General features: G+C 65.9%; 19 protein-coding genes, 1 tRNA gene and 1 riboswitch. Of the genes, 8 read left to right on the forward strand and 12 right to left on the reverse strand.

Annotated features, from left to right (window positions below):
- Positions 1–275 precede the first annotated feature (275 nt).
- From MFF26_RS07685 to MFF26_RS07705, 5 genes are read right to left on the reverse strand one after another with little or no spacing between them, the layout of a single operon-like run.
- Entirely contained in the window at positions 276–1,028 is a 753-nt protein-coding gene (locus tag MFF26_RS07685; protein ID WP_137827808.1) for an ABC transporter ATP-binding protein, read from the reverse strand.
- The gene (locus MFF26_RS07690; RefSeq protein ID WP_238307856.1) at positions 1,025–2,017 is read right to left on the reverse strand and encodes a FecCD family ABC transporter permease; all 993 of its coding nucleotides are present in this window, start codon (positions 2,015–2,017) and stop codon (positions 1,025–1,027) included. The genes MFF26_RS07685 and MFF26_RS07690 overlap by 4 nt, the downstream gene beginning before the upstream one ends.
- Complete coding sequence (locus MFF26_RS07695; RefSeq protein WP_137827809.1) at positions 2,014–2,904, reverse strand: ABC transporter substrate-binding protein; 891 nt, start codon at positions 2,902–2,904, stop codon at positions 2,014–2,016. The genes MFF26_RS07690 and MFF26_RS07695 overlap by 4 nt, the downstream gene beginning before the upstream one ends.
- Positions 2,905–5,076, reverse strand: a complete 2,172-nt coding sequence (locus MFF26_RS07700; RefSeq protein ID WP_137827810.1) for a TonB-dependent receptor — start codon at positions 5,074–5,076, stop codon at positions 2,905–2,907.
- The gene (locus tag MFF26_RS07705) at positions 5,076–5,855 is read right to left on the reverse strand and encodes a class I SAM-dependent methyltransferase (RefSeq protein WP_137827811.1); all 780 of its coding nucleotides are present in this window, start codon (positions 5,853–5,855) and stop codon (positions 5,076–5,078) included. The genes MFF26_RS07700 and MFF26_RS07705 overlap by 1 nt, the downstream gene beginning before the upstream one ends.
- 100 nt (positions 5,856–5,955) lie before the next feature.
- Positions 5,956–6,165, reverse strand: a riboswitch (cobalamin riboswitch).
- A gap of 941 nt (positions 6,166–7,106) precedes the next feature.
- Here MFF26_RS07705 and MFF26_RS07710 point away from each other — a divergent pair.
- Positions 7,107–7,182, forward strand: a tRNA-Ile gene (locus MFF26_RS07710).
- A 636-nt stretch (positions 7,183–7,818) separates the two neighbouring features.
- On the opposite strand, the gene MFF26_RS07715 is transcribed toward MFF26_RS07710, so the two are convergent.
- The 4 genes from MFF26_RS07715 to MFF26_RS07730 all read right to left on the reverse strand — a co-directional run bounded on the left by MFF26_RS07715 (position 7,819) and on the right by MFF26_RS07730 (position 11,450).
- The gene (locus MFF26_RS07715; protein WP_137827812.1) at positions 7,819–8,367 is read right to left on the reverse strand and encodes a hypothetical protein; all 549 of its coding nucleotides are present in this window, start codon (positions 8,365–8,367) and stop codon (positions 7,819–7,821) included.
- 86 nt (positions 8,368–8,453) lie between these two features.
- Positions 8,454–9,149: a VIT1/CCC1 transporter family protein gene (locus MFF26_RS07720; protein ID WP_137827813.1), complete on the reverse strand. Its 696-nt coding sequence runs from the start codon at positions 9,147–9,149 to the stop codon at positions 8,454–8,456.
- 215 nt (positions 9,150–9,364) lie between these two features.
- Positions 9,365–10,780, reverse strand: a complete 1,416-nt coding sequence (locus tag MFF26_RS07725; protein ID WP_137827814.1) for a sensor histidine kinase — start codon at positions 10,778–10,780, stop codon at positions 9,365–9,367.
- Positions 10,773–11,450 (reverse strand): response regulator transcription factor, encoded by a 678-nt coding sequence (locus MFF26_RS07730; protein ID WP_137827815.1) that lies wholly within the window; start codon positions 11,448–11,450, stop codon positions 10,773–10,775. Before MFF26_RS07730 ends, MFF26_RS07725 begins: the two co-directional genes overlap by 8 nt.
- A gap of 290 nt (positions 11,451–11,740) precedes the next feature.
- Between MFF26_RS07730 and MFF26_RS07735 the strand changes: the two genes are divergently transcribed.
- Both MFF26_RS07735 and MFF26_RS07740 read left to right on the forward strand, forming a co-directional pair.
- Positions 11,741–12,952 carry an efflux RND transporter periplasmic adaptor subunit gene (locus tag MFF26_RS07735; RefSeq protein WP_238307857.1) on the forward strand — a complete coding sequence of 404 codons (1,212 nt, stop codon included), beginning with the start codon at positions 11,741–11,743 and terminating at the stop codon, positions 12,950–12,952.
- 7 nt (positions 12,953–12,959) lie between these two features.
- Complete coding sequence (locus MFF26_RS07740; RefSeq protein WP_238307858.1) at positions 12,960–16,094, forward strand: efflux RND transporter permease subunit; 3,135 nt, start codon at positions 12,960–12,962, stop codon at positions 16,092–16,094.
- A gap of 74 nt (positions 16,095–16,168) precedes the next feature.
- Here the strand turns inward: MFF26_RS07740 and MFF26_RS07745 are convergent, their stop codons facing one another.
- A complete protein-coding gene (locus tag MFF26_RS07745; RefSeq protein ID WP_238307859.1) occupies positions 16,169–16,963 on the reverse strand; it encodes an FCD domain-containing protein in 795 nt (264 codons plus the stop codon).
- Positions 16,964–17,444: 481 nt separating this feature from the next.
- Here MFF26_RS07745 and MFF26_RS07750 point away from each other — a divergent pair, with 481 nt between their 5' ends.
- Together MFF26_RS07750 and MFF26_RS07755 are read left to right on the forward strand one after the other, a co-directional pair.
- On the forward strand, positions 17,445–18,590 hold the full coding sequence (locus MFF26_RS07750; protein WP_137827817.1) for an alpha-hydroxy acid oxidase: 1,146 nt from the start codon (positions 17,445–17,447) through the stop codon (positions 18,588–18,590).
- Between the two features lie 321 nt (positions 18,591–18,911).
- Positions 18,912–19,754 carry a hypothetical protein gene (locus tag MFF26_RS07755; protein ID WP_137827818.1) on the forward strand — a complete coding sequence of 281 codons (843 nt, stop codon included), beginning with the start codon at positions 18,912–18,914 and terminating at the stop codon, positions 19,752–19,754.
- Between the two features lie 13 nt (positions 19,755–19,767).
- On the opposite strand, the gene MFF26_RS07760 is transcribed toward MFF26_RS07755, so the two are convergent.
- On the reverse strand, positions 19,768–19,983 hold the full coding sequence (locus MFF26_RS07760) for a hypothetical protein (protein WP_137827819.1): 216 nt from the start codon (positions 19,981–19,983) through the stop codon (positions 19,768–19,770).
- Positions 19,984–20,604: 621 nt separating this feature from the next.
- Here MFF26_RS07760 and MFF26_RS07765 point away from each other — a divergent pair.
- A complete protein-coding gene (locus MFF26_RS07765) occupies positions 20,605–21,285 on the forward strand; it encodes a hypothetical protein (RefSeq protein WP_238307860.1) in 681 nt (226 codons plus the stop codon).
- A gap of 568 nt (positions 21,286–21,853) precedes the next feature.
- On the opposite strand, the gene guaB is transcribed toward MFF26_RS07765, so the two are convergent.
- Positions 21,854–23,347, reverse strand: a complete 1,494-nt coding sequence (gene guaB / locus MFF26_RS07770) for an IMP dehydrogenase (RefSeq protein WP_137827821.1) — start codon at positions 23,345–23,347, stop codon at positions 21,854–21,856.
- A 474-nt stretch (positions 23,348–23,821) separates the two neighbouring features.
- Here guaB and MFF26_RS07775 point away from each other — a divergent pair, with 474 nt between their 5' ends.
- Positions 23,822–24,988: an FtsW/RodA/SpoVE family cell cycle protein gene (locus tag MFF26_RS07775; protein WP_137827822.1), complete on the forward strand. Its 1,167-nt coding sequence runs from the start codon at positions 23,822–23,824 to the stop codon at positions 24,986–24,988.
- Positions 24,985–26,097, forward strand: coding sequence for an undecaprenyldiphospho-muramoylpentapeptide beta-N-acetylglucosaminyltransferase (gene murG, locus MFF26_RS07780; protein WP_137827823.1), 1,113 nt, complete (start codon positions 24,985–24,987; stop codon positions 26,095–26,097). The genes MFF26_RS07775 and murG overlap by 4 nt, the downstream gene beginning before the upstream one ends.
- The last annotated feature ends 132 nt before the right edge of the window (positions 26,098–26,229 follow it).

Below are 26,229 nucleotides of genomic sequence, written 5' to 3' on the forward strand. Positions count from 1 at the left end.
TTTGTACAACTAAGTCCTTAATATTACAAATAAATCACGGTTCCATTCAATCTTCCCAAAATATGCAAGCTGCGTGATCCATCCAAAGCAACGACGATGTTGTAAACATGTGACACCCCGTCCGTCTCCGCGAGATCATCAGCGCGATCGCGTAGTAAATCCGTATGTCTATAATAAATTGCAATTTATCTCGGCGATTATGTATATCTAATGCATATCATGATCGCAAAATTCAGTTATTGTATTAATTTGCACAGCGTTGTTCGTCGCGCGTATCAGGAAGCACGCTTCGAAATGAGATGGGCGTCAGCCGTCTCGGAGAGCGAGCCTCGTTCGAAACGCAGGCCGAATACGCGGTCGAGGTCTGACGCGACGGCGACCGTGGTGGCGGCGTCGTCGAGGACGATGGCGCCGCGATCGAGCAGGAGAAGCCGGTCGCAGTCGAGCGCCGCCCGCTCGATATCGTGCAGGATGACGACGACGATGTTGTGCCGGGCATAGGCGCGCATGCGGCGCATCAGGTCGAAACGGTGCCCGATATCGAGGCTGGCTCCGGGCTCGTCCGCGAGCAGGATCACGGGCTCGGCGATCAGCGTAGCGGCGAGAAGCGCCCGGGCCCGCTCGCCGCCGGAGACTTGCGACCAGCGGCGCTCCGCGAGGTCAGAGAGTTCGTGATCCCGCAGCATCTCAGGAATGCAGAGAGCCGCCCCCGGCCTGCGGCTTGCCCCCAGTTCGACGATCTCGCGGATCGTGTAGTCCCAGGTCGGCTGGAAGCTCTGCGGCAGGTAGCCGATCCGGCGGCCGCGCTCTCGGATCGGAAGGTCGGTCAAGGGGACGCCGTCGAGCGTCACGACGCCCTGATCCGGACGCCGAAATCCGGCCAGGCAGCGCAGCAAGGTGGATTTGCCGGCGCCGTTCGGGCCGATCAGTCCGACGAGGGCACCGGGTTCGAGATCGACCGAGACGGCTTCGAGCAGCCGGCGCGAACCGGCGGTCACGACCAAGTTTTCGGCGCGCAGGCGGCTCATGTCCGGATCCGCCGACGGAGCAGCAGGAGAAAGAAGGGGCCGCCCGCCGCCGCCGTGACAAGGCCGAGCGGGATTTCGGCCGGTGGGAGCGCGGCGCGGGCGAGGCCGTCGCAGACCATCACGAGGATGGCGCCGAGCGCGGCCGAGACCGGCAACAGGCCGCGATGCCGGGGTCCGATCCACCATCGTGCGATGTGCGGCGCCGTCAGCCCGACGAAGGCGACGAGGCCGCCATAAGCCACGGCCAGGGCGACGATCGCCGACCCGATCAGGATCGCCCGCGCGACGAAGCGATCGGTGTCGAGCCCGAATGCCTCAGCCTGTCCATCGCCGAGGCCGAGGAGATCGAGGCCGTGCGCGAGGGTCATGCTCAGAGCGGCGGCGAGGCCGGACAGGCCGGCGAGCCATGCCAGCCCGGACCAGGTCGGGGTCTGGATACCGCCCAATGTCCAGCTGAGGACGACCTGCAGGCTCACGCTCTCGTCCGAGAGGGCCAGCATCAGAAACGAGCGGACGGCGCCGAGCATGGCCGCGACGGCCACGCCGGCCAGGAGCAGGCCCGCCGCATCGCGGGCCCCCGCGCAAATGGCGACGGCGAGGACGAGCAGCGTCGCGCCCCAAGCCCCGGCGAAGGACAATCCCCCCAGGATCAGGGAGGACGGCAGACCGAGGGGGACGAGCAGGGCCACCGTCGCGCCGATCGCCGCGCCGCCGGCGGAGCCCAGCAGGTAGGGTTCGGCGAGCGGGTTTCGGAACACGCCCTGATAGATGGCGCCGCCGAGCCCCAGCAGGGCGCCGACGATCCCGGCGGCGAGCACCCGGGGCAGCCGCCATTCGAGCAGCAGGCGGGTGCTCAGATCGGCTCCGCCCTCCCATGCCCGCGCCAGCCGGGCAGGGCCGGCCCAATCGTGGCCCGCACTGACGCCGAAGACGAGGGCGAGAAGCAGAAGCGGCAGGAGGCGCGTCGCGGCGCGCAGGGCGGGGTTCACGGCCTATCCGATCGGTGTGGGTGCAGAAGATCGGCCAAGCGCTCGATGCCATCGACCGTACGTGGACCGGGGATCAGAAACTCACCCCGTGGGAGATGATGGGCGCGACCGTCGCGGACCGCGCGCATCTCCCGGAAGCCGGGCCGATTCGCGAGCGCATCGAGTTCGGTCGCGGTACCGGCGAGGAGGAGGATGTCGGGATCGGAGGCCAGCAGGGCCTCCGGCGAGACCTGGGCCAGGCCGCCGCGGCCGGTGAGTGCGAGGCAGCCGCCGGCCAAGCGCACGGCGTCCGCGGTGTAGCTGTTCGCCCGTGCCACGAGGACGAGTCCGTTGCCGAGCATTCCCGTCACGAGCACCGCACGCGGGCACGGTCGGTGCGCGACTCTCTCGGTCACCCGAGCGAGACGCGCCGTCAGCGCTTCGGCGAGCCTTGCCCCACGTTCCGGCTCGCCCGAAGCCGCGCCGACCAAGCGAACATTGCCGATCACTTCGGCGAGGCTCTGACTGGTCAGAACGAGAATCGGCACCCCGAGCCGTTCCATCGGGGCGACGAGCTGATGCGCCGCCTGCCGGGCGGGCGTGACCAGCACGAGGTCGGGCTGCTGAGACATCACCGCATCTACGGAGAAACCGAGGCGTCCCCCCACGATCGGCTTACCGATCACCTCCGGCGGCTCACGCGTGTAGGCATCGATGCCGACGATGCGCTCGGAAAGCCCGAGCGCCGCGACGAGTTCGGTGTTCGAGGAGAAGATCGTCACAATGCGCCGGGGCGGCGCCGGTAGGACCACCGTCCGACCGAGGGCATCGGTCAGACGGATCGGGTCCGCGCAAGCGGGATGCGCCGCGACCAACAGGGTCGCGAGCCCGAGGATCGCGGCGCGCATTCAGAAGCGGGCCTGCAGGCCGATCTGCACGTCCCGGCCCGGCGCCGAGGTGCCGCCGCCGCCATTGTAGAAGCGCAGGTCGGCCAGGGTCGGTTGCTGCCCGGCAATGGCGATGAAGAGCGGGTGGTAATTCACATCGAAGAGATTGCGGACCTGCGCGAACAGCTTCACCCCCGGCATCAGATCGACCTCGCCGCGGAGGTTCACGAGGACAAACGGATCCTTGCGCCAGATGTATTCGCGGTACGGCTCGGCCGCCGGCACGCGCAGGTTCTCCTCGGTGTTGTACCAGACCGGACCGTTGAGCACGCCCTGCACTTGGATCGTCCATGGATAGGGAATGTCGACTTGGCCGAAGCGGGTGCCGAGGGCGAGCTGATACTGGTAGACGCGCTCCACGCGATGCGTGTTGGCCGTCGCCACCTTCAGTGTGCCCTCATCTTTCATGTCGAAATTGAAATTGCCGTTGACGGACGCGCGCCAACGCCAGGTGCCCGCCTTCCCGCCGAACATCCGGACCATGTCCGTGTCGTACTGGACCTCGATGCCGCGGATCACGACGTCACCCGAATTGTTGACGTAGTCGGAGGTGTTGCTGTTCGCGCCCCGGGAACGGGTGATGATCCGGTCCGAGATGATGTTCTGGAACAGGGCGACGTCGACGCGTGAGACCGCGTTCGTCAGCGTCGTTCCGATCTCGATCTGCTCGCTCGTTTCGGGGCGAATGTTCGGGTTGCCGAAGATGCGGCCGCCTCCCAGGGTGTTGTAATCGGCGGCGATTTCCGTCGCGGTCGGAGCCCGGAAGCCCGAGGAGGCCCCGATGCGGAAGGCGGCCCAATCGGACGCCTTGAAGGTCGCGCCGGCCGAATAGGTGGTCGCCTCGTAGGGACGCGAGCCGGTGATCTGGCCGGTGAGATACGGCGTCGTGTCGAAGCTCGTGGTGCCGTAGGTCTGGCGCACGCCCGCGCGCAAGGTCACCCGGTCGTCGAACAGGCGCTGGGTGTCCTCGACATAGAGCCCGTGAAACTGATCGGTCTGATTGTTGTCCTGGGGCGAGACCTGGGCGAGCGTGTTGCCCGGAACGCCCTGGCGGAAGCGATCGGAACGCAGGCGGCTCGTTTCCCAATCCCAGCCGAGCAGCAGATCGTTGCCGGCGAACAGGCTGACGCGTGGCTGGAGACGCGTGCCGAGGATGTCGAGGTTGCGCGTGTTGAAATCCGCGCGGGTCCCCCGCACCGGCTGCCCCGAACTGCCCCGCTGGACCGGCGAAGCCCATTTGAACCGATCTTTGTCGGTGACGCTGTAGAACTGGGCGAACAGGCTCGCGCGCCCGTCATCAGTCCGGCCGGTATAGCTTGCATCGAACGAGCCGTTGATGCGGTTGTCCCGGCTGTAGAGATTGCCGCCGGAACCGCGGAAGCCGGCATCGTAGATGCCATCCGTCCTGAGCGAGAAGTCGAGCCGCTGATTCGGATCGATCTGGAAACCGAGCGCCCCGGTGATGCCCATCCGGTTCCATTGGGTGTTGGCCATGCGGTCGCCCGAGCCCGCGACGTAATCGTCGCGTCGTCCCCCCGAGATCCCGAGATAATAGTCGAACGGTCCGACGACCCCGCCGGTCTGGGCGCGCCCCTGCGCCAAGCCCCAGATGCCGCCGATGCCCTCGACCAGGGTGCCCGGCGCGCTCCGCCCCGTCTTGAGAATGATGTTGATGACGCCGCCGATGTTCTGGCTGCCATAGATTACCGAGGAGGGCCCGCGCACGATCTCGATGCGCTCGACATCGGCGACCGAAAGCTTGGACAGATTCGCGGTGCCGGCGCGGCGCCCGTTCATCAGCACCAGAACTTGGCTGCGGAAATCCTTGCCCTGTCCATCGGTGGCACCGCCGCGAATGTTGATCGAGGTCTGGCCCGGCGTCCATTCCGAGAAGAAGCCGACGGCGTTCTCGGCCAGAAGATCGGTGACCGACCGCGCCGTCGAGTTCTCGATCATCGTGCGATCGATGACCTGAACGGTGCCGGCGATCTCGGAGCGCGGCTCCGGGCGCCCGGTGGCGGTGACCACGAGTTCGTCGAGGCTGATCGCGGGATTCTCCTGGGCATAGGCCGATGACGGCAGCACGCAGCCGCTGGTCAGCGCGAGCGCGAGGAGACGAAGACGGCACGACATTACGAAGCTTTCCTCCAGACGAGCAGGGCAGAGGTGCGGGGAACGGAGAGGCGATGGCCGCCGGGCACGGGTTCGGCCTGGGCGGCGAGATGCGCGCGGAGATCGCTGCGGCGGGCATCGCCCGATGCCCAGCCGAGACGATCGGCGAGGAAGGCGGCGGTCCGTTCCGGATCGGGTACGACGGCGCTGAAGGTCCAATTCGCTTGCGCGACGATGGCCGGCTGATCCTGCGCCGTCAGGCTGCGACGAACCAGATCGACGCCCGGCGTCTCGTCCTCTCCGTGCCAAGCGCGAGGAAGGCAGCCCGCGAGGCAGAGGCCGCGCGGACCGTGCTGGGCCGGAACCACCCAGACGATGCTGCCGCGTGACCAGACGCGGCACTGACGGAGAAAGGCTTGGGCCTCCGTGAGGGGGGCCGCGATATTGGCGGCCAGCACCGTGTCGGCGCATCCCGGTGGCAGATCGGCCTGTTGCCAGCCGAGCGGCAAAACGTACGGCGGCGGGATGAGGCTATGCAGGCGCCGTTGCATCCCCGCCGCCGGCTCGATTGCGGTCCAGGTGGCCTGCGGATCGCGCACGGCCCGACCGAGTTGCCCACCCCCGGCCCCGATATCGAGCAGGTCGCCGATCTGCGGCACCGCCGCGCGCAGACGCGGAGCGACGCGACCGACGTAATCGGAGGTGTCGATGCCCGCCGCGTAGAGTTCAAGGGGATCGACCGCCCTCGTCTCCGGCGGTGCAACGCCGAAAAATCCGGCATCATCGCCCATCAGTTTCATCGGTCCTTCCCCAAACCTTGTCGGGGGACCGATGGGCGCAGGACGGCGTCGCTCTGCCGCGACGCGCGTTCATGCGGCCCGTTGGGACACCCCGCCCACGAGACTTCGTATGGTCAGGGCAGGTCTCCTGGCTCACGGGTCACAGCCAACCGTCTGGCCTTCCCGGTGATCGCTCACCAGTGACGCAGATCGACGGATGGCTCGCCGCTCACAGTTGCGGGGGCAGCTTCGGTTTCGGCGCAGGCGCCTCACCGAATTCCCTCTTAGCTCGCCAGACATGCCGGCAAGAACCTTGACCGTGCTCAGGAGCCAGACGGTGCGAGGCTTGTCAACTGTTGGAGACCTGCTTCTGGAAAATAGCTAAAGATTTTAGTTTCAGTTAGCGCCGAACTTATATCTCATTTATTATGGTATTCGTCAAATCATGGTGGGATATCTCGCATTTGATCGATAGACACTTGGCGGATAGCGGTCAGGATCCGGGTAACTCTATAAATATGGTCAGGAAACAACGCTGCTAAGCCTGCGGCTGAGGCTCCCTTCAGAGATCGAGGGCGCGCTAAAAAATTGAAGTTCGCTGATAGTTATATGTAACAATATAACATTTCACAAATGTCAAGCGCGATAGGCGTGTGGTCTCATTTTCGTTTTTATGAGGACAACACGCCGTGACGCTGCAACAATTTAGGGAGCTCGCAGGATTACAGGATAGCTGATTGGAGTGCGTTCCCAATGAAGGCGGCGCTTAACAAGCAAAGATCCGATGAGCATTTTGTTACTATATTGAAGCGAGGTAACAAATACGAAATCAAAAGTATGCCGCTTGTTGAGGCTAGAGGGTGGTGTGCAACGACTTGGGGCCTGTCGGTGGCGGTGTTCTGTGCTGAATAGCTCGCGCACTGTCCTTATTGCCCAGCGTAAATTCGATATATGCGCAGGCAGCCAAGGCCGCGACCGCAGCCAGACGGGCCAGGGAGTGATATCCGATGGCCAGGCGAACGTACGCCGACTCCAACAAGGCCCTCCACATGGTCGTCGGTCACGGCTTTCGCCTCGAAGACGATGGCAGAGGATAGGGACAGGCCCGGAGTTCAGGCATCCAACGTCGAACAGGCGAGGGGAGGGCGCGTCGCCCCTTGCCTCAGGCCCGTCCCGCCGCTACTCGTGACAGAGGTATCTGTCGCCGCTTCTCTAGCCCAATCCTTGGCCGATGATTGGCGCACGCGATAAGGTGCTGACAGATATGACAATGGGCCTGTAGCTCAATGGTTAGAGCCGACCGCTCATAACGGTCTGGTTGCAGGTTCGAGTCCTGCCGGGCCCACCATATTTATTGAGATAGGCTGCAACAAGAAGCGCTTGAGCAAGCTCAGCCTAATCAATCAGCACCCACGTTTGCAATAAGAGCCACGTATCTGGCTTGAAATTTCGATTATACAACCGCCAATGGTTAAGCAAAATCAATAAGGTGGCGATCAGGTGGTATTGGATATCAGGTGAGAGACGAGTTTCGAGAAACTTTGCTTAAGCTCGATAACTTAGAGCAGCCTGTCAGATCCGATATCCACTACGATGCTTTCGACCGTACAGCACAGCGGTGGATAGGGGAAGTATCAGCATCCGTTTCGGTTTCCGGCTGCCGACACTGCGCTTTTCATTCTTCATCGAATCTGTGGTCTCATGCCGCCTAATCATTGCGGCCGCCCCCGGACGCGCTCTTGCCGAGAGGCTGCGCGTCCTCGCTGACGCTGAGGCGGTATGGTCCCTCGATCCCGGCGTGCGATGATGGCTCCGCTCCGGCCGCCGCGCAGCAGCGGCGAAAGGGTGCCATTGACGGCTCCCTCATACCCAATCCGGTCGATCGCTTCGGGATGGAAGATTTGGGCTTCGCCCGAGCGAGGCGCTAGCTCGCCTCGCCGCTCCAACCGAGCGGAAGCCCTATCAGATGTCGCGTACCGGTGCTTCAGGGCGACCGCGGAGGCGCTGACGCGCCACCACCCGTCCGCGTGGCTGGCGTCTTCCACGGCACGTAACGCGTGATGCCGAGCGTCAGCTCAATGCGCGGGAACGGCCACCACAGCGTGAAGGGAACGACGCGCTCGATCCGCAGCTCCCTCGGCTGCTTCGTCACGCGGTGATAGTGGAGCATCGCGGCCTGCGACGGACCATGGCCCTGATCGATGATGCGTCGATGCTCGGCCCACATCAACTCGATCATGAGCGTACCGGGTCGGTGAACGATCGTGTAGCCGCCGACCCGCAGAGCGTCCGTCCCCCAGCCTCCCTCTTTCTTGACCGTTCGCTCGGAATCATCCGTCACGTTGCCGTGGCCGGATGCGTAACCCTCGACGCCGCGCGATCTGTCCGTCCCCGTGTAACTCCAGCGGAACGGGATACCGGGCTTTGTCAGCGGGACACTCGCGATGAGCATGGCGGCATCGGCTTCATCGAACGTGTCGGCCTCACCCAGCAAGCGTTCCAAGGCGGCATGGAGCGCGAAACGGTCGATCATGGGCTTCTCGTGGGCGAGGGAACGTGATCGGCGGGGTGTTGAAAGCGGACGTCTTTGATTGGCCTCGAAGATCGGTCTCGGGCTTTTCACACCGCCTTTCCAACGAGGCCGCCAATGCCGGCGGTCACGGCCATGGCGAGCGCACCCCAGAAAGCCACGCGCGCCGTGGCTCTCAAAACCGGTGCTCCGCCGGCTCTGGCGCCCAGGGCGCCGAGGACAGCCAGGAAGATCAGCGATGCCGCGGAGACGGTGTAGAGCGTGATGGCAGGCGGCGAGACAACGGCGACGAGCAGCGGAAGAGCGGCACCGGCCGAGAAGGTTGCGGCGGATGTGAGGGCGGCCTGGACCGGACGTGCCGCGGTGATTTCGGACAGGCCGAGTTCGTCGCGTGCATGGGCGCCGAGCGCGTCCTTGGCCATGAGCTGTTCGGCCACCCGGCGCGCAAGGTCGGCGTTCAATCCCCGTTCGACGTAGATGCGGGCCAGTTCTTCCTGCTCGGCCGCCGGGTCGGTCGCCAATTCGCGCCGCTCCCGTTCGAGATCGGCCTGTTCGGTATCGGCCTGGGAGCTGACGGACACGTATTCGCCCGCCGCCATCGACATCGCTCCCGCGACGAGACCGGCACATCCCGCGATCAAGACCTCGCCGGAGCCGGCAGCGGATGCCGCGACGCCGACGATCAGGCTCGCCGTCGAGACGAGGCCGTCATTGGCTCCGAGCACGGCGGCGCGCAGCCAGCCGACCCGGTCGATCAGATGCTGTTCCGCATGAATGGCACGCATGATTGCAAAACCCTGGCGGTGGGTCCGATGCGGACACCGCTTCTCGGAAATGAGAATGACGGTAGATCGCCTGCACTCTCAAAACCTCGATAAGTCCAATCGATGGCGATGTCGCGGACCAAATTTGAGGGCTGGAGACAATCGAACAAGTCTTATTTCTGATCTATTCTAAGTAGGCATTGCTCAGCCAGCCTCCAGCGCTCGATTGTCGGCCATCACAGGCTCTCCGACGCCGCCGGCAAACGCGGAGCCGCTTCCTGTGCGCGGGGCGTCCCGGCATCGCGGCAGACGATGGTGAAGCGGGCGCCACCTTCGGTGGATGGGCCGACTTCGATTCCGAAGCCGTGCAACTGGGTGATGGCGGCAACGAGCCCGAGACCCAGGCCGTGGCCGGGCGTCAGACGAGCCCTCTCGGCGCGATAGAAACGACGGAACACGCGCTCCCGCTCGCCAGCGGGAATGCCGGGACCGGAATCCGCCACCGAAACGATCGGCCCCGTACCGGAGACGACCAGTTCGATGCGGACGCGACCTCCCTCCGGCGTGAACTTCACCGCATTCTCGACGAGGTTCGAGAGCGCCTCGAACAGCAGATCGCGATCTCCGTGAACAGGTGTAACCGCCGGAGCGATGGCGAGCTCGAGGACGACCGCCTTGTCCTCGGCGAATGGTTCGAAAAACTCGAAGACTTCCCGGACCAATTGCGGAAGCTCGACCGGGGCGAAGCCGGCGAATCGACGTTTGTGCTCGATTTCGCCGATGCGGAGCACCGCGGTGACCATCGTCAGCGTCTGGTCGATCCAGGCTAGGCCCTGATCGATCGCGTCGCGAAACTCGGCGACGCTGACCGCTCCATCCCGGGTCCGTTCCAAGCGCGCGCGGAGCCGCGTCAGCGGCGTGCGAAGGTCGTGGGCGATGGCGTCGCCGACGCTGCTCACCTCGCCGAGAAGGCGCTCGATTTCGTCGAGCATGCGGTTGACGTTGCCGGCCAGCCGATCGAATTCGTCGCCCCGTTCGCCGATCGGCAACCGCTGCCGGAGATCGCCCTGCATCACCCGGTCCAAGGCAATCTGCGTCGCTCCGAGTCGGCGTCGGGCGCGGTCCGCGAGGATCAGCCCGCCTAGACTGGACACGATCAGCGTCGGCAGCAGGCCGAGGCCGAGGGCGCGCAGGCTCGTCGCCCGCACCCGGTCGATCTCGTCGGTGTCATGGGCGATCACGACGATGCGTCCATCCGACAAGGCGAGGGCCGTCGCCCAGACTTCGTCGTCGATCACGCGTTCTCCGAGATCGACCCGCGCCCGAACACGGTAGGCGTCCCCGTCCGGCGTCAGGTTCATCGGCAGGACTGGAAGATTGCCCGAAATTCGCTGCCCCTTCGCCGTGAACAATCCCCCGGCATGCCGGGCATGGAGGTCCATCGCGATCCAGGCATCGACCCGCCCCGCGGCGGCATCGGGGTCGGCCGCGGTGGCGCGGACTTCGAGCCGGAGCGTCTCGGCCAGTTCCTCGCGCAGGAAGCTCGCGGTCTGCCAGTAGACGAAGCCGAAGGTGGCGAGCGCCAGCAGGACGGACCACAGCGCGATACCGCCGGCCCAGCGGGCACGTGTGGAGCGGAATAGACTAGTCATCGGGCATGAGCGCGAAGCCGATGCCGCGCACGCTGTGAAGGACGGTGGTCTCGCCCTCCGATTCCAGCTTCCGCCGCAGACGGCCGACGTGAACGTCGATGAGGTTGGACTTCGGCGTGAACCGGTAGTTCCAGACTTCTTCGAACAGAAGCGCGCGGGTCACCACCTGGCCCGGGCGGCGCATCAAGTATTCGAGGAGCTTGAGTTCACGCGGCAGCAGATCGAGCGCGCGGGTTCCGCGACGGCCCGTACCGGCAATCAGATCGATTTCGAGATCGCCCACCCGCAGCAGCGTCGCTCGGGTGTCGGCGGGACGGCGCAAAATGGCTTCGAGGCGGGCGGCGAGTTCCGCGAGCACGAAGGGCTTCGCGAGATAGTCGTCCCCGCCGGCCCGCAATCCGCGGATGCGCTCGTCGACCGTGCCGAGGGCGCTCAGCACGAGGGCCGGCACGCGATGTCCCTCACTGCGCAGATCCTGCAGGAGACTGAGACCGTCGCGTTCGGGCAGCATCCGGTCGAGGATGAGCGCGTCGAACGGCTCGGCCCGTGCGCGGGCGGCGCCTTCCAGCCCCGTATTCGCCCAGACAAGGCCGTGGCCGCGTTGGGTCAGGTCACCGAGGATCGCATCCGCCGTCTCGGCATCGTCTTCGATCAATAAGAGTTTAGCCACGGTCTCCACCGCCTTCGCCGGATCAAGACTGCTTGTCGCAAATCGACGCGACTGTCTGCGGGTACAGCCGATCATGAACCCGAATTTAATGGCGCCGCCGGGTGGAGCGCTTAGGTCCTCGGCCATGTCAACGAGATGGGGCAGGTGCGGTCGTGCTTTTGACCGTGGAGAATGTCGCGCGGGCCACTTTGGCGAGCGACCCGCGCCCTGACGACTCGAACCGAGCGGAGACTGATCCGCATCCCCGCCCACCCGGCCGCAGACCGGGCGGCGCGCGTCCGGAACGCGCCGTGGTCGCGCTTCTTGCTGGACTCGTCGTCTGTGGTCTCGGCTGGATGTATCGCGCGCCGATCATGGCTCGGCTCGGACCGACCGCATGGGAAGCGAGCCGGCCCGTCGCGGAGGATCCCGCCGAGGCCGCTTCCGAACCGAATGTCGTGACCCTCGACCGTGCCGGGCAGGCGCGGATCGGGCTCGCCTTCGGCGAAGCGAGCATCCGGCCGATCATTCTCCCGGTGCGCGCGCCCGGCACCGTCGCCTTCGACGAGCGGCGCGTCACACGCCTCAGGCCGCGCACCCAGGGGCGCGTCGTCGGTCTCGAAGTCCAACCGGGCGATGCCGTTCGCGCCGGACAGACGCTCGCCACCCTCGACGCGGCGGGCGTGCTGGAAGCGCGCAGCGGTCTGGACGAGGCCCGCGCCGCCCTCGTCGAGACGCAGGCGACGGAAAGGGTCGCCGAGACCAACCTACGGCGCGGCCAGGATTTGCTGAAGATCGGCGGGGTCGCGCAGGTGGAGGTCGATCGGCGTCAGGTCGATCTCGCCAAGGCGCATGCCGCGGCGCTCTCGGCTCAGGCCAAGGTCGATCTCTACCGGGCACAATACGACCGGCTCGCACCGGAGCCGGGGGCCGGATCGAGCGTGAGCGCCATCGTCGCGCCGATCGATGGGGTGGTGACGAATGCGAATCTCACCCTCGGCGAGGTCGTCGAAAGCGAGCGCGATGCCTTCACCGTCGCGGACCCCTCGCGGGTGGTGGTTCTGGCCAATCTCTACGGCGCTGACATCGCCAGGGTGAAAGCCGGTGACACGGTCACCGTGCAGGCGCCGATCCCCGACCATCCGCGCTTCGAGGGGCAGGTGCGGTCGGTGAACGCTGCGGTCGACCCTGCGACCAACACCGCCCCGGCTCGGATCGAGATCGCCAATCCGGACGGCTTGCTCCGCGCGAATATGTTCGTCTCCGTCGAGATCGCCGCCGATTTGGGACGTTCGGGCGTGACGGTCCCGGCGGCTGCTTTGCAGCAGACGGAAGCGGGTCCCATCGCGTTCGTCCGCACGGCGCCCGACCGCTTCGAGAAGCGGTCGCTGATCCTCGGCGTCCAGCGTGCCGATTGGGTGGAGATTCGCTCGGGTATCACTGTGGGCGAAAGCGTGGCGACGCAAGGAAGCTTCGGGCTCAAGGCGATCCTCCTGTGGGCGCTGCTCGGTGGGGCGGAGTGAGGGCGCCATGACGGCTTGGTTCGCGCTTCTGATCCGCCGCCGCTGGCTCGTTCTGGTCCTCATGGTGTTGGGAACGGCGGGGGGAATTGCCAACATTGAGGGCCTGTCGATCGACGCGGTCCCCGACATCTCGCCCAAGCAGGTGATGATCCTCACCCTCTCGCCCGGGCTCGGACCGCTGGAAGTCGAGCGGCTGGTAAGCTTCCCGGTCGAGAGCGCCATGGCGGGAGCGCCGGGGCTCCTCAATCTTCGCTCCACCTCGCGCTTCGGCGTTTCGGCCGTCTACGTGACGTTCGAGGAGAGCATGCCGATCACGCAAGCGCGCGATCAAGTGTTCCAGCGCCTGTCTCAGGCCAAGGCGATGATGCCCACGGGCGTCGGTGAGCCGCAGATGGGACCGATGGCGACGGGCCTCGGCGAAATCTACCAATTCGAGTTGCGCGGGCCGGCCTACCCGCCGATGGAGCTCAAGCGCATCCTGCAATGGACGATCGCGCCGCGGCTGAAGCTGACCCCCGGTATCGCCGACGTGAACATCTATGGCGGCGAGATGCCGACCTACGAAGTGCAGGTCTCGGCTCAGGCGCTCCATCGGTACGGCGTGACCCTCGCCCAGGTCTACGCGGCATTGGCCGAGAACAACATGGCCCGCGGCGGGGCCTATCTGGAGCATAACGACCAGCAGCAGGTGATCCGCGGGCTCGGGCTCGCCAAGGATCCGGCCGATATCGCCACCATCGTGGTCACCACCCAGGCCGGGGGGGTGCCGGTGACCGTGGCCGATCTCGGCGCCGTGGTCGAGGCCCCAAAGGTGCGGCTGGGCGCGGTCACCCGCGACGCGGCCGGCGAAACCGTGGTCGGCATCGCCATGATGCAGCAGGGGGAGAATGCGAGCGCCGTCGTGAGCCGGGTGAAGGCCACGATCGAGGAATTGCGCCCGCAATTGCCGCCGGGCATCGAGATCAGGCCGTTCTACGATCGATCCAGCTTGGTCGACCGGACGATTCACACGGTCGTGCTCAACGGAACCGAGGGTGCCGTCCTCGTCATCGTGGTGCTGCTCCTCCTGCTCGGCAACCTTCGCGCCGGGCTCGTCGTCGCCGTCGCGATCCCACTCTCCATGCTCATCGCCTTCGCCGGGATGCGGGCGCTCGGCCTGTCGGGCAATCTGATGAGCCTCGGCGCGATCGATTTCGGTCTGATCGTCGACGGTGCCGTCGTCATGGTCGAGAACGTGATGCGCGCCCGCGGGGAGCATCCTGAGCGCCCGGCCCTCGACGTGATCCGCGATGCCGCCGCCGAGGTCGCCCAGCCGATCCTGTTCGCGGTGGCGATCATCATTCTGGTCTATCTGCCGATCCTGGCGCTCGACGGCGTGGCGGGGAAGATGTTCCGGCCGATGGCCCTGGCCGTGATCCTGGCGCTCGCCGGCTCGCTCGTCCTCACCATGACCCTGATCCCGGTGCTTGCGGCGCTCGCCCTCGCCGGGCCGGGAATCGGCGAACGGGAAACGCGCCTCGTTCTGGGATTCCGGTGGCTCTACGCACCGATCCTGCAATGGGCGGAGCGGCACGCCGGTGTCACCGTTCTGGTGACGCTCGGTGTGTTCGGGGCAAGCTGCCTCGTCGCCACCCGGCTCGGCGGCGAGTTTCTGCCCAAGCTGTCCGAGGGTTCGATCGTCGTCACGTCCGAGAAGCTGCCCGGTATTAATCTCGCCGCCTCGCTCCAGACGGTGCGCCACATCGAGGCCGCGCTCAAAACCTTCCCGGAGGTGAAGCGGGTGGTCTCGCTGACGGGCAGTGCCGAGATCCCGACCGACCCCATGGGCGTCGAAGCGACCGACAGTTTCGTCACGCTTACCGATCCGCGGAGCTGGACGACCGCGACGACGCAGGATGGCCTCGTCGCCGCCTTCGCGAAGCGCCTGGCCGAGGAAGTCCCGGGCGTGGCCTATTCCTTCTCGCAGCCGATCCAGATGCGCATGGACGACCTGACCGAGGGGGTGCGCGGGGACGTGGCGATCAGCCTCTACGGGGATGACCTCGCCGTCTTGAAGGAGCGGGCCGATGCCATCGTGCGCACCGTGTCGGCCATTCCCGGCGCCGCCGATGTGAAGGCGGAAGCGCAAGCGGGCATGCCGGCGCTGTCGATCCAAATCGACCGTGCTGCTGCTGCCCGCTACGGCGTCAACGTGAGCGAGGTGCTCGACACCGTCGAGGCGATCGGCGGACGTACCGCCGGAATGGTCTATCGGGACGACAATGCCATCACCGACATCGTCGTGAGGCTCGCCGCGAGCGACCGCGACGATCTCGAGCGCATTCGGGCCCTTCCGGTGGGTCGCAACGGCAGGGCGCTCGTGCCGCTCTCGCTCGTTGCCAGCGTCGAGGTCACTTCCGGTCCGGCCCAGATCAGCCGCGACCGGCTGCAACGACGCATCTCGGTCCAGGCCAATGTGCGTGGGCGGGACGTGCAGAGCTTCGTTACCCAGGCTCAGGCCGCCGTCTCGGCGCAGGTTTCCCTGCCGCCGCGCTACGCCCTGGAATGGAGTGGTCAATTCCAGAATCTACAGGCGGCGGCCGCCCGCCTGTCTGTGGTCGTGCCGGCGGCCATGGCGGCAATCGTCGTGCTTCTGGTCGTGATGTTCTCCGATATCCGTCTCGCCGGGCTGATCTTCCTCAACGTGCCGATGGCGGCCACCGGTGGCATCGTTGCGCTCGCGGTGCGCGACATGCCCTTCTCCGTCTCAGCTGCGGTGGGCTTCATCGCCACCTTCGGCATTGCGGTTCTCAATGGCGTGGTGCTGGTGAGCTATATCCGCGACCTCGAACGGGCCGGCCTCGGGCCCCGTGCGGCGGCGATGCGCGCGGCGGAGATGCGCCTGCGGCCGGTCGTGACGACGGCGCTCGTGGCGACGCTCGGCTTCCTGCCGATGGCCCTCTCGACCGGTGCCGGCGCCGAGGTGCAGCGCCCGCTCGCCACGGTGGTGATCGGCGGCCTGATCACTGCGACCATCCTGACCCTGATCGTCCTACCAACGGTCTATCCCGCCGTCGCTCGGCTGCGCCTGCCGTTCTTCGACAGGGCAGAGCGGGAGCGGCGCTCGCGGACGCTCGCCGGACAGGTCGCGTCCGACGCCTGAACCCCCTGGCCGGCGATGGCACTGCCGGATGCGTGCCCCACGGCGCCCGAAGGCTTCACGCTTCTGCGGCGCCTTCAGACCTCGCCTTTGCGGCCCGCCGAGACACGCCCGCCATTCAGGCGGCGGAGCGAGACCTGAAGGCGAGCCTCCGCGGCCTTGACTTCGTTGAGGGCGCGGTGGGTGTAGTGGATATGCGCTTCCGCGGCTTCGGCCGCCGCCGCCCCGTCACCGGCCATGATGGCCTCGTAGATCTCTCGATGCTGCGCTCGCAGGCGATCGCGCGTCTCCGGCCGCGCGAACAGAGTCTCGCGGTTCTCGATCACGCCCCGGCGCAGCAATCCGGAGAGGGCCCGCATCGTGTGCAGGACGACGAGGTTGTGGCTGGCCTCGTAGAGCGCGATGTGGAAATCGATGTCCGCTTCGGCCTCGTCTCGCGCATCACCGCCATCGTGTGCCCGGTCGATACGCGCCATGCAGGTCGTCAACCGTTCGCGATCGACGGCGTTGGCCCGCTCGGCAGAGAGCCGCGCCGCCATCCGCTCCGTGGTCGCCCTGAACTCCAGGTAATCGTCCACGACCTCCGCATGCGAGGCGATGAGCGCGATCAACGGATCGGCGATGTCCCGCCCGAGTGGCGCGATCGAGCGACCCGACGATGTCGCGACGATGAGTCCTTCCTCCTCAAGCATCCGGATCCCTTGGCGCAAAGTCGGACGGGAGACATTGAGTTGCTGCGCCAGATCCCGCTCCGACAGCAGAAGATCGCCGGGGTTGAGCGCGCCTTCGACGATCAGCTCTTTCAGATGACGTGCCGCGCTCTCCGCGACGCTCGCCCCTCTGAGACCGTTCTGCTCCATGACCCGCACCATTGTGATCGGCTTCCTCGTGAGGAGGCCTGCCGCAGGATAGCCTGGGAAAGTCAGAGATCCAATTGACGCCCCTGGTCAAATCATTTTACCAAGACGAGAGGCATCCGTGCCGGTCGGTTCGCCCGAACCCGTCGCCGGCGCGATGAGACGTGTGAACGTTGGCGACCGAAGTGCGGGGATTCGAAACCGTGGAGAGCTGCGGGGCGGTCGACCAAGATGTCGTCGAGGCAACGGTTCTGGGGGGAGAGCGCCGAGAGGCAGCAACCGGCCCGTCGCCGACATTCCGGGTCACGGCGTCTCTCAAATCTGGCCGCTCTCGGACGTCTTCCGCGGTAGACCGGCGATGCGTGAGATTTGGATGCCGTCCTCCACGATGATCGGCGCAACTGTCGTGCCGTGACGCTTTCGGGCCGGATGCGAGCTTCTGCGACTGGCCTCCTTTCGATCCGACGAGGGCGCGTTGCGCCCGCAGGGACCCGTGATGCGACTGAACAGCTGCCACAACTTCCACGACTTCCGGCGGATGGCGAAGAGCCGTCTGCCGGGGCCGATCTTCGATTACATCGATGGGGGGGCGGACGACGAGGACACCTACCGGCGCAACACGACGGCGTTCGACGCCTGCGATCTGATCCCGAACGTGCTGCGCGGCGTCGGCGACATCGACATGTCGGTGACGGTCATGGGCCAGAAGCTCGCTATGCCGGTCTATTGTTCGCCCACGGCCCTGCAGCGGCTGTTCCACCACCGTGGGGAGCGTGCCGTGGCGGCGGCAGCGGGCAAGTTCGGGACGATGTTCGGTGTCTCGTCGCTTGGAACCGTCAGCCTCGAAGAGGCGCGCCGCCTCAGCGGCGGTCCGCAGGTCTACCAGTTCTACTTCCACAAGGACCGTGGCCTGAACCGGGCGATGATGGCCCGCGCCAAGGAGGCGGGCATTCAGGTGATGATGCTGACGGTGGACAGCATCACCGGCGGCAATCGCGAGCGCGACAAGCGGACCGGCTTCTCGATTCCCTTCCGGCTCACGCTGGGCGGCATGATGCAATTCGCGCTCAAGCCGACCTGGGCCATCAATTACGCGATTCATGAAAGCTTCAAGCTGCCGCAGCTCGACGGCCACGTGGATATGGGCGGCGGCGCGCTGTCGATCAGCCGCTACTTCACCGAAATGCTCGATCCCAGCATGTCGTGGGACGACGTCGCCGCAATGGTCCGGGAATGGGGCGGCCAGTTCTGCCTGAAGGGGGTCATGTCGGTGGAGGATGCCAAGCGCGCCGTCGAGATCGGCTGCACGGGCATCATTCTGTCGAACCACGGCGGTCGGCAGCTCGACGGCTCGCGCACGGCCTTCGACCAACTCGCCGAGATCGTCGACGCGGTCGGCGACCGGATCGATGTGATCATGGATGGCGGCGTGCAGCGCGGCACCCATGTGCTGAAGGCTCTCTCCGTCGGGGCGAAGGCCGTCGGCCTCGGCCGCTATTACCTCTTTCCCCTGGCGGCCGCCGGGCAGGAGGGCGTGGAACGAGCCCTTGAACTGATGCGGACCGAGATCGAGCGCGACATGCGTCTGATGGGATGTGCCTCGATCGATCAGCTCTCGCGGCAGAATCTCCGCTTCTCGTAACACCAAGCGAGAGCCAGGGCATTCGAGGCGTCGGTCCTGAACAGCATCGAAAGCCCATCATCGCGGCGGGCGAGTGTTTCGCTCGCGCGAGGCTTCGGTCGCATCCGTGCTCTGCCGGCGGCCTGCGAAGTTATGGTAACCTTTCGGTAAACAGACATCCCTAACATCGTCTTAGGACATCGGACCGGATCGCAGCATCGCTCGTGAGGCGTGGCGAATGCGCGGAGGCCGCTCTCACGCCTCGCGTGCGGCGGCGATGCGGCTCAGCGAGCCCGGCCGGACCTCACGCTGTGCAGATCGTGCATCAGGAAAGCCAGGGTCATGGTGGAGACGGTCGGATCGGACAAGGCGGCCTCCACGGGCAAGGTTTCACCGGAAGAGATGCTGAAGCAGGCCGTGACTGCGGCGGTCGCGAAGCCGCCACTGGCGGAGAGCGGGCCCGCGGCCCCGGTGCCGACGCGCCGGGCCTTCCGGCTCGGGGTCAACGGTCGGCTCGCTGCATTCTCCGGCGCGGCGCTGATCGTCGGGATCGGCATCGGACTGGGTGTGGCGCCCGCGCCGCGGGAGCGATCCGGTGAAGCGCTGTCGCATCTGCGGGCCGGGATCGAAGCCGGACGCGCCGAGACGCTTCGGCTGTCGCAGGATGTGGAGCGTCTCGCCCGCACGACATCGGCCTTGCGCGAAGCGAGCGAGGCGGTTCGAACCGAGACCAAGACGCTGAGCGGGACGCTCGGCGATCGGATCGGCCGCTTGGAGCAGGGACTCGATAAGCGCTTGGCGACCCTGTCTGAGGCCGTCGCCCAATCCGAGCGCGACCAGAGCGCACGTCTCGCCGGCCTGACCGGTCTGGTGGACAAGAAGCTTCAGGCAACCGCCACCGTCCTTCCCAAGCCGGAGACAAAGGTCGAGAAGGTGGAGACGCGGTCGGATCCGGTGCAGACGAGCAGCTTGCCGGATCGGCCGAAATCCGAGACCGTCGACAGTTGGGCGTTGCGCGACGTCTACGATGGCGTCGCCATCCTCGAAGACCGGCGCAGGCGTTTGGTCGAGGTTGGCGCTGGAGATACGGTGCCGGGACTCGGGCGGGTCGAGACGATCGAGCGCCGGGGTCGCAGCTGGGTCGTGGTCACGCGACAGGGCGTGATTACACCCCAATCCTGGTGATCGAACGACGGAGCTAGACGGCGGGCGCGATATCGCGAGCGTTGAACGTCGCGAGCGTCGTGCCCGGGACGGCCGGAGCCAACTCCGCGAGCATCGTTGTCCGCTCGATCCGAGCCCTTCCCCTCTCTCGCGCTTCTTCGCGGGCCGCAGGTGTCGGGTGGAGAATGAGCGCGAGGACGTCCGAATCCTCGTCGTGTGCAGGCAAATTCTTCGCTTCGAAGATGGGCATGACCGGCTCCCACCCCTGAGCGGGGCATGCGGCCGCCGAGCACAAGCTCGACTTGGTGTGAAGAACGTGGAAAGCAGGCGTAAGTTCCACCTACTCTCCACATTTTTACCGCAAATTCATCATTGCGCCGCCGAAGGCCTGATTGCAGTGCGAATTCACACGCGGGGCGGCGAATAGTTCGCTTGTGCCGTTAAGCAATTGGCACAGACGGTTGGCGGCGCACCTTCAGCGCCGCGTCCAACCCGATCCGGGCGCGTTTTTCTTGAAATCACTGCTTGTAACGGCGATTGTTAAGTATCGGCGACGGTAGAGGTTGAAGAGAACCACGCGCTGCGTAATTTGCCTTGGATGCCGAACCTCCCGGAAGCTAAGGTCAAATTGCCAAGCCTCCTGCAACCCGCAGCTGGGTGCTGGCCGGTTGATCGGAGATGATCGGTGCGCGCACTCAATATCTTGGCGGCAACCCTGTTTGCTTCGCTCCTTCCCTCCCTGGCCCACGCGGCGCCGCGCGAGCCGTTCGAGGTCGTGAAGGGTTGGGAGGTCGAGCGGACGATCGGCGATACCGGTCCCAATTCATGCTTGATGACGCATGCTTACGAGGACAAGGATGACAACAACGCCGTGAACGCGGTGGTCTTCGCCCTCGACGGCAACAAAGCAACCCTCGTGTTGGTCTATCAGGGTTGGAATTTCGACAAGGACGAGGCGGTGAAAGTGCCCCTTTTCCTTGACCGGAAGGCGATCAAGACCAAGGCGACGTGGACCGGTGATGACAAGACACTCCGAGCGCAGTTTCCCGATAGCCTCGTTCCCGACCTGCTCGCCGCAAAGACCGTGATTCTGCGGTTCGATGACGGCGACGCTGATTTCCGGATACCGGATTTCGCCGCCGGCTACGAAGCGCTTCGGCGGTGCGATGCGGCTCCGGCGAAGGCGGCCCCGAAGGCTGCGACGCTCGCCCTTCCCGCGCCGTCTTCTCCCTCCGAAGCCCGGATCGCCACCTATGTGGTCGGTCTCGCCGTCGAGCGCATCCTTAAGGAATGTGACGTCCGTTCGACGGGCCGTCAGCGCACAGCCGTCGAGGGCCGGATCGCCGCTCTCCAGCCTGAGATGGCGCCCATCGAGGCGACCTTGCGCAGCGAATTGCAGAAGAAGGGCTTTTCCTGTCCCCCCGCAGACAAGGAGCCCGATTTCCAGGAGGTGATGGGGCGCTTCATCGATCTTTCGCCCGACGCCTTCGCTGCGACTATGGAGCAGAAGGTTGGAGCGCAGAAATCCGCAGACGCCACTCCTAAGCCGTAGCGTTCACGGTACGAAAGAACGGCTGATTTCTCGATATCAGCTCGAACAACAAGGTCTGTCGAGACGAGCTGAACTATAAGTCAGATAAAGGCTGGGACCTTCAACGCAGGTGAATGATCTCGATCCACCCTTCGTGCGATAAGGAACTCAGACCGGACCTCGTTCCGGTCTGACCCCGGTGGCTTGATCGTGCTTGGCCGCCGGGGCCGGTTTCTCCCGAGACTTCAGCTCCGCGCCCACACGGCGCGCGGAGCATTTTTTGGTCAAAATCGCTGATCCACATCAACGCGTCGCGAAAGGCGCAGGACTACTCTTCGTCCCGAGCGAGGAGGCGACGATGATCGGGCAGGACCCTTCGGATCCACTCAGCGACCGGGAACTTTGGGTGCCGTACATTCTCGGGGCGCTGCTCGCCTTCGAGGGCATGATCCTCGTGATCAGCCTGATCTGGCTGTGATCGACGCACCGATCCTCACGGCATCCGAACATCGCCGCCCCCCGATGGATGCGCGGCGATGCCGGTGGTCGTATCCGGCACCGGTTCCTCTCGGAGACCGGTGCTGCGTCCTCATGCACGGCTCGGATAGTTCGGGCTCTCGCGGGTGATCGTCACGTCATGGACGTGGCTTTCCCGGAGTCCGGCATTGGTGATGCGCACGAACTGGGCCCGCTCCTGGAAATCCGGCACGGTCGCGGCGCCGACATAGCCCATGGCGGCGCGCAGACCGCCGGCGAGCTGATGCAGCACGGCCGCCACCGGGCCCTTGTACGGCACCTGTCCCTCGATGCCTTCCGGCACGAGCTTGTGGGTGTCGTTGACCTCCGCCTGGAAGTAGCGATCGGCCGAGCCGCGGGCCATGGCGCCCACCGAGCCCATGCCGCGGTAGCTCTTGTAGGAACGGCCCTGGTACAGGAAGACCTCGCCCGGTGCCTCGTCGGTGCCCGCCAGCAGCGAGCCCAGCATCGCCACCGAGGCGCCCGCCGCGATCGCCTTGGCCAGGTCGCCCGAGAACTTGATACCGCCATCGGCGATCACCGGAACATCGGCCCCCTGAGCGGCCTCGACCGCCTCCATCAGGGCGGTCAATTGAGGCACGCCGACGCCCGCGACGATGCGGGTGGTGCAGATCGAGCCGGGGCCGATACCGACCTTGATCGCATCCGCGCCCGCATCGATCAGCGCCCGGGCGCCCTCGGCCGTGGCGACGTTGCCAGCGATGATCTGCACCGCGTTCGAGAGCTGCTTCACCCGGGCGACGCTGTCGAGCACCTTGCGGGAATGGCCGTGGGCGGTGTCGACGACGATGACATCGCAGCCGGCATCGATCAGCCGCTCGGCCCGCTCGAACCCGGAATCGCCCGTCGTGGTCGCGGCGGCGACCCGGAGGCGACCCTGCTCGTCCTTGACGGCGCTCGGATAGGCGACCTGCTTCTCGATATCCTTGACGGTGATCAGACCGATGCAGCGATAGTGATCATCGACCACCAGCAGCTTCTCGATGCGGAACTGGTGCAGCAGGCGCTTGGCCTCGTCCTGCGTCACGCCCTCGCGCACCGTGATGAGCCGATCGCGGGTCATGAGTTCGGCGACGGGCTGGCCGGTATTGGTCGCGAAGCGCACATCGCGGTTCGTCAGGATGCCGACGAGCTTTCCGCGCGAACCGTTGGGGCCGCGCTCGACCACCGGAATGCCGGAGATCCGGTTCTTCTTCATCACCTCGAACGCGTCGGCCAGCGTCTCGTCGGGGTGAATGGTGATCGGGTTAAGCACCATGCCCGATTCGTACTTCTTGACGAGGCGGACCTGCTCGGCCTGCTCGGCCGGCTCGAGATTGCGATGGATGACGCCCAGCCCGCCATTCTGCGCCATGGCGATGGCCATCGGTGCCTCGGTGACCGTGTCCATCGCCGAAGCGATGATCGGCAGATTGAGGCGGATCGTGCGGGTCAGCCGCGTCGCGACGTCGACTTCCGTCGGCATCACGGAGGATGCGGCAGGGCGCAGCAACACATCGTCGAAGGTGAGGCCCTCGATGATCGAATCTGCGCTAATACGGGCCATGAACCAACTCCGGTGACGAAGAAAGCGCCGGGCCGAAGCGTTCGGCCAGCGGGATCGGGTTGGCAGGGGCCAGTATCACGCGGCGCGGCCTGCGCCTAGCGGCGCACGCGCGCACATGTGCATGGCTGGCCGGATGTTTTTCGCTGGCCTTCGGTTTCTGGTGCCGCCTCCGCCGTTCCAAGGGTTCTTTCACCCATGAGAGCGTCTATCGACGGTACGGATGCGATTTTGTGTGAGAATGCGCGTCTGGTAGAGAGCTTTAGGGTCTTCGACCGAGAGCGACCCGATCACCTGCAATCCCAACGCCGACGCCGTTTCGGGCATCGGACAGGTTCTGCCACCGCCGGCTTCGTCCACATCTGCGGACGGTTTAGCCTCCCGGGCAACAGACCGTTAACCCTTACGCTCCACGATCTGGGCGGGCCGCCCGTGTCTCGTTGCGGGAAAGCATGGCCCCGGAGACGAGCCCCCGCCATGATGTCGCGCGCCGAACGCAGCCCCCTGGCCGATTGGTGGTGGACGGTGGATCGCGGCCTGCTCGCAGGCCTCGGCTGCCTGATGGTGGCCGGCCTCGTCTTCCTGATGGGCGGCGGGCCGCCGGTGGCCGAGCGAATCGGACTGCCGACCTTCTACTTCCTGAACCGCCAAGCGCTCTATCTCGCGCCGACGATCCTGCTCATCATCGCCGTCTCGTTTCTGTCCGTGCGCCATATCCGCCGCTTCGCGCTGGTGACCTGGATCGTCGGCGTGGCGCTCTGCATTGCGGCGGGAAAGATCGGCCCGGAGATCAAGGGCGCGCATCGCTGGATCCAGTTCGGTTCCTTCGGCCTCCAGCCCTCCGAATTCGTGAAGCCCGCCTTCGTGGTGGTGGCGGCCTGGGCGTTCTCCGAAGGGGCGCAGCGCCGCGATATGCCCGGCGGGCTGCTGGCGATTCTGCTCCTGCCGGTCACCATCGTTCCGCTGATCCTCCAGCCGGATTTCGGCCAGACCATGCTGATCACGATGGTGTGGTGCGCCCTCTTCTTCGTCGCCGGCCTGCACTGGTTCTGGGTGGCGGGTTTGGGCGCCCTCGGCCTCACCGGCGTGTTCGCCGCTTATACTTTCCTTCATCACGTGCGCGAGCGCATCAACCGATTCATGGATCGCGATTCGGGCGACAGCTTCCAGGAATTCTGGTCGCGTGAATCCTTCAATTCCGGCGGTTGGTTCGGCACCGGACCGGGCGAAGGCGTGGCCAAGCGTCACCTGCCCGATGCGCATACCGATTTCATTTTCTCCGTCACCGGCGAGGAGTTCGGCGTGCTGGTCTGCCTGGGCCTCGTGGCGCTCTTCGCCTACATCGTCATGCGCGGGCTCAAGCTCGCGCGCCGCACCGACGACACCTTCGCGAGGCTCGCCATCACCGGTCTGACCACTCTGTTCGGCCTTCAGGCCTGCATCAACATGGCCGTGAATACGCAGCTCATGCCGGCCAAGGGCATGACCCTGCCGTTCGTCTCGTATGGCGGCTCGTCGCTGATCTCGTTGGCGCTCGGCATGGGCTTTCTCGTCGCGCTGACCCGCAAGCGTCCGCGCACCACGGTGATGAGCCAGCGTCCGCCCGGCACGCTGCCATCGGCGGTTCCGGGGATCATGCAGTGACCGTTTTCACCCCCCTGGTCCTGGTCTGCGCAGGTGGGACGGGCGGACATCTGTTCCCAGCCCAAAGTCTCGCCCACGCCCTGAAGGAGCGCGGCATCCGCGTCGCGCTCGCCACCGATGCGCGGGTCGATTCCATCGCGGGCGATTTCCCGGCGGATGAGATCGTCACCATCGCCTCGGCGACGCCCTCGGGCCGCTCGGTGCTGCGGCGGGCCAGTGCCTTCGCGACACTCGGGCGCGGCTTCGGGCAGGCGGCGCGCGCGGTGCGCCGGCTCAACCCGGCCGCCGTCGTCGGATTCGGCGGTTACCCGACCGTTCCGCCGATGCTGGCGGCTCAGCTTCTCAAGGTGCCGACGATTCTGCACGAGCAGAACGCCGTGATGGGTCGGGCCAACGGTTTCCTCGCCAAGGGCGCCCGCGTCATCGCCACCGGGTTCAAGGAGGTGCGGGGCGTACCAGAGAAGGCGACGGCGCGCCGCGTGCATACCGGAAACCCGATCCGCCCGGCGGTGCTCGCCGTCGCCGACACGGCCTATCCGGCCCTCGATACGGATTCTCCGCTGCGCCTTCTCGTCTTCGGGGGCAGCCAAGGGGCTCGCGTGATGAGCGAGGTCGTGCCCGCGGCGCTCGAGAAGCTTCCGGGCGATCTGCGGGCCCGCCTTCATCTCGTTCAGCAGGCCCGGCCCGAGGATCTGACGGCGGTGCAGAACCGCTTTCTCGCCATGGGACTCGGCGGGATCGAGGCGGCACCGTTCTTCAAGGATCTGCCCGGTCGCATGGCCGCCGCGCACCTCGTCGTGGCACGCTCGGGCGCCTCGACCGTCTCGGAACTCGCCGCGATCGGCCGACCGGCGATCCTGGTACCCCTGCCGGGCGCCCTCGATCAGGATCAGGCGGCCAACGCCGCGACATTGGCCGGGATCGGCGCGGCTCTGTCCATCCAGCAGAGTGCCTTCACGCCGGATCGCCTCGCCGCCGAACTCGTCGATTTGTTCGGCGCGCCCCGGAAATTGACCCAAGCCGCAGCGGCGGCCAAAACCGCCAGCATCCTCGACGCCGCCGACCGCCTCGCCGCTGTCGTCGTCGAGACGGCCGCCGCATCATCCTAGGTGCGACAGGTCCAGTGGACCCGTCGCGACCGGCGGACGATCGCCGCCCCGCGATCGCGGGGGCGGATCGCGCACCGGCGCGATCCGATCAAGAGTTCATCGGGGCCCGCTTGCGCCCAGGTCCGCGAAGGT

The organism is Methylorubrum suomiense, assembly GCF_022179765.1.
GTDB lineage: Bacteria > Pseudomonadota > Alphaproteobacteria > Rhizobiales > Beijerinckiaceae > Methylobacterium > Methylobacterium suomiense.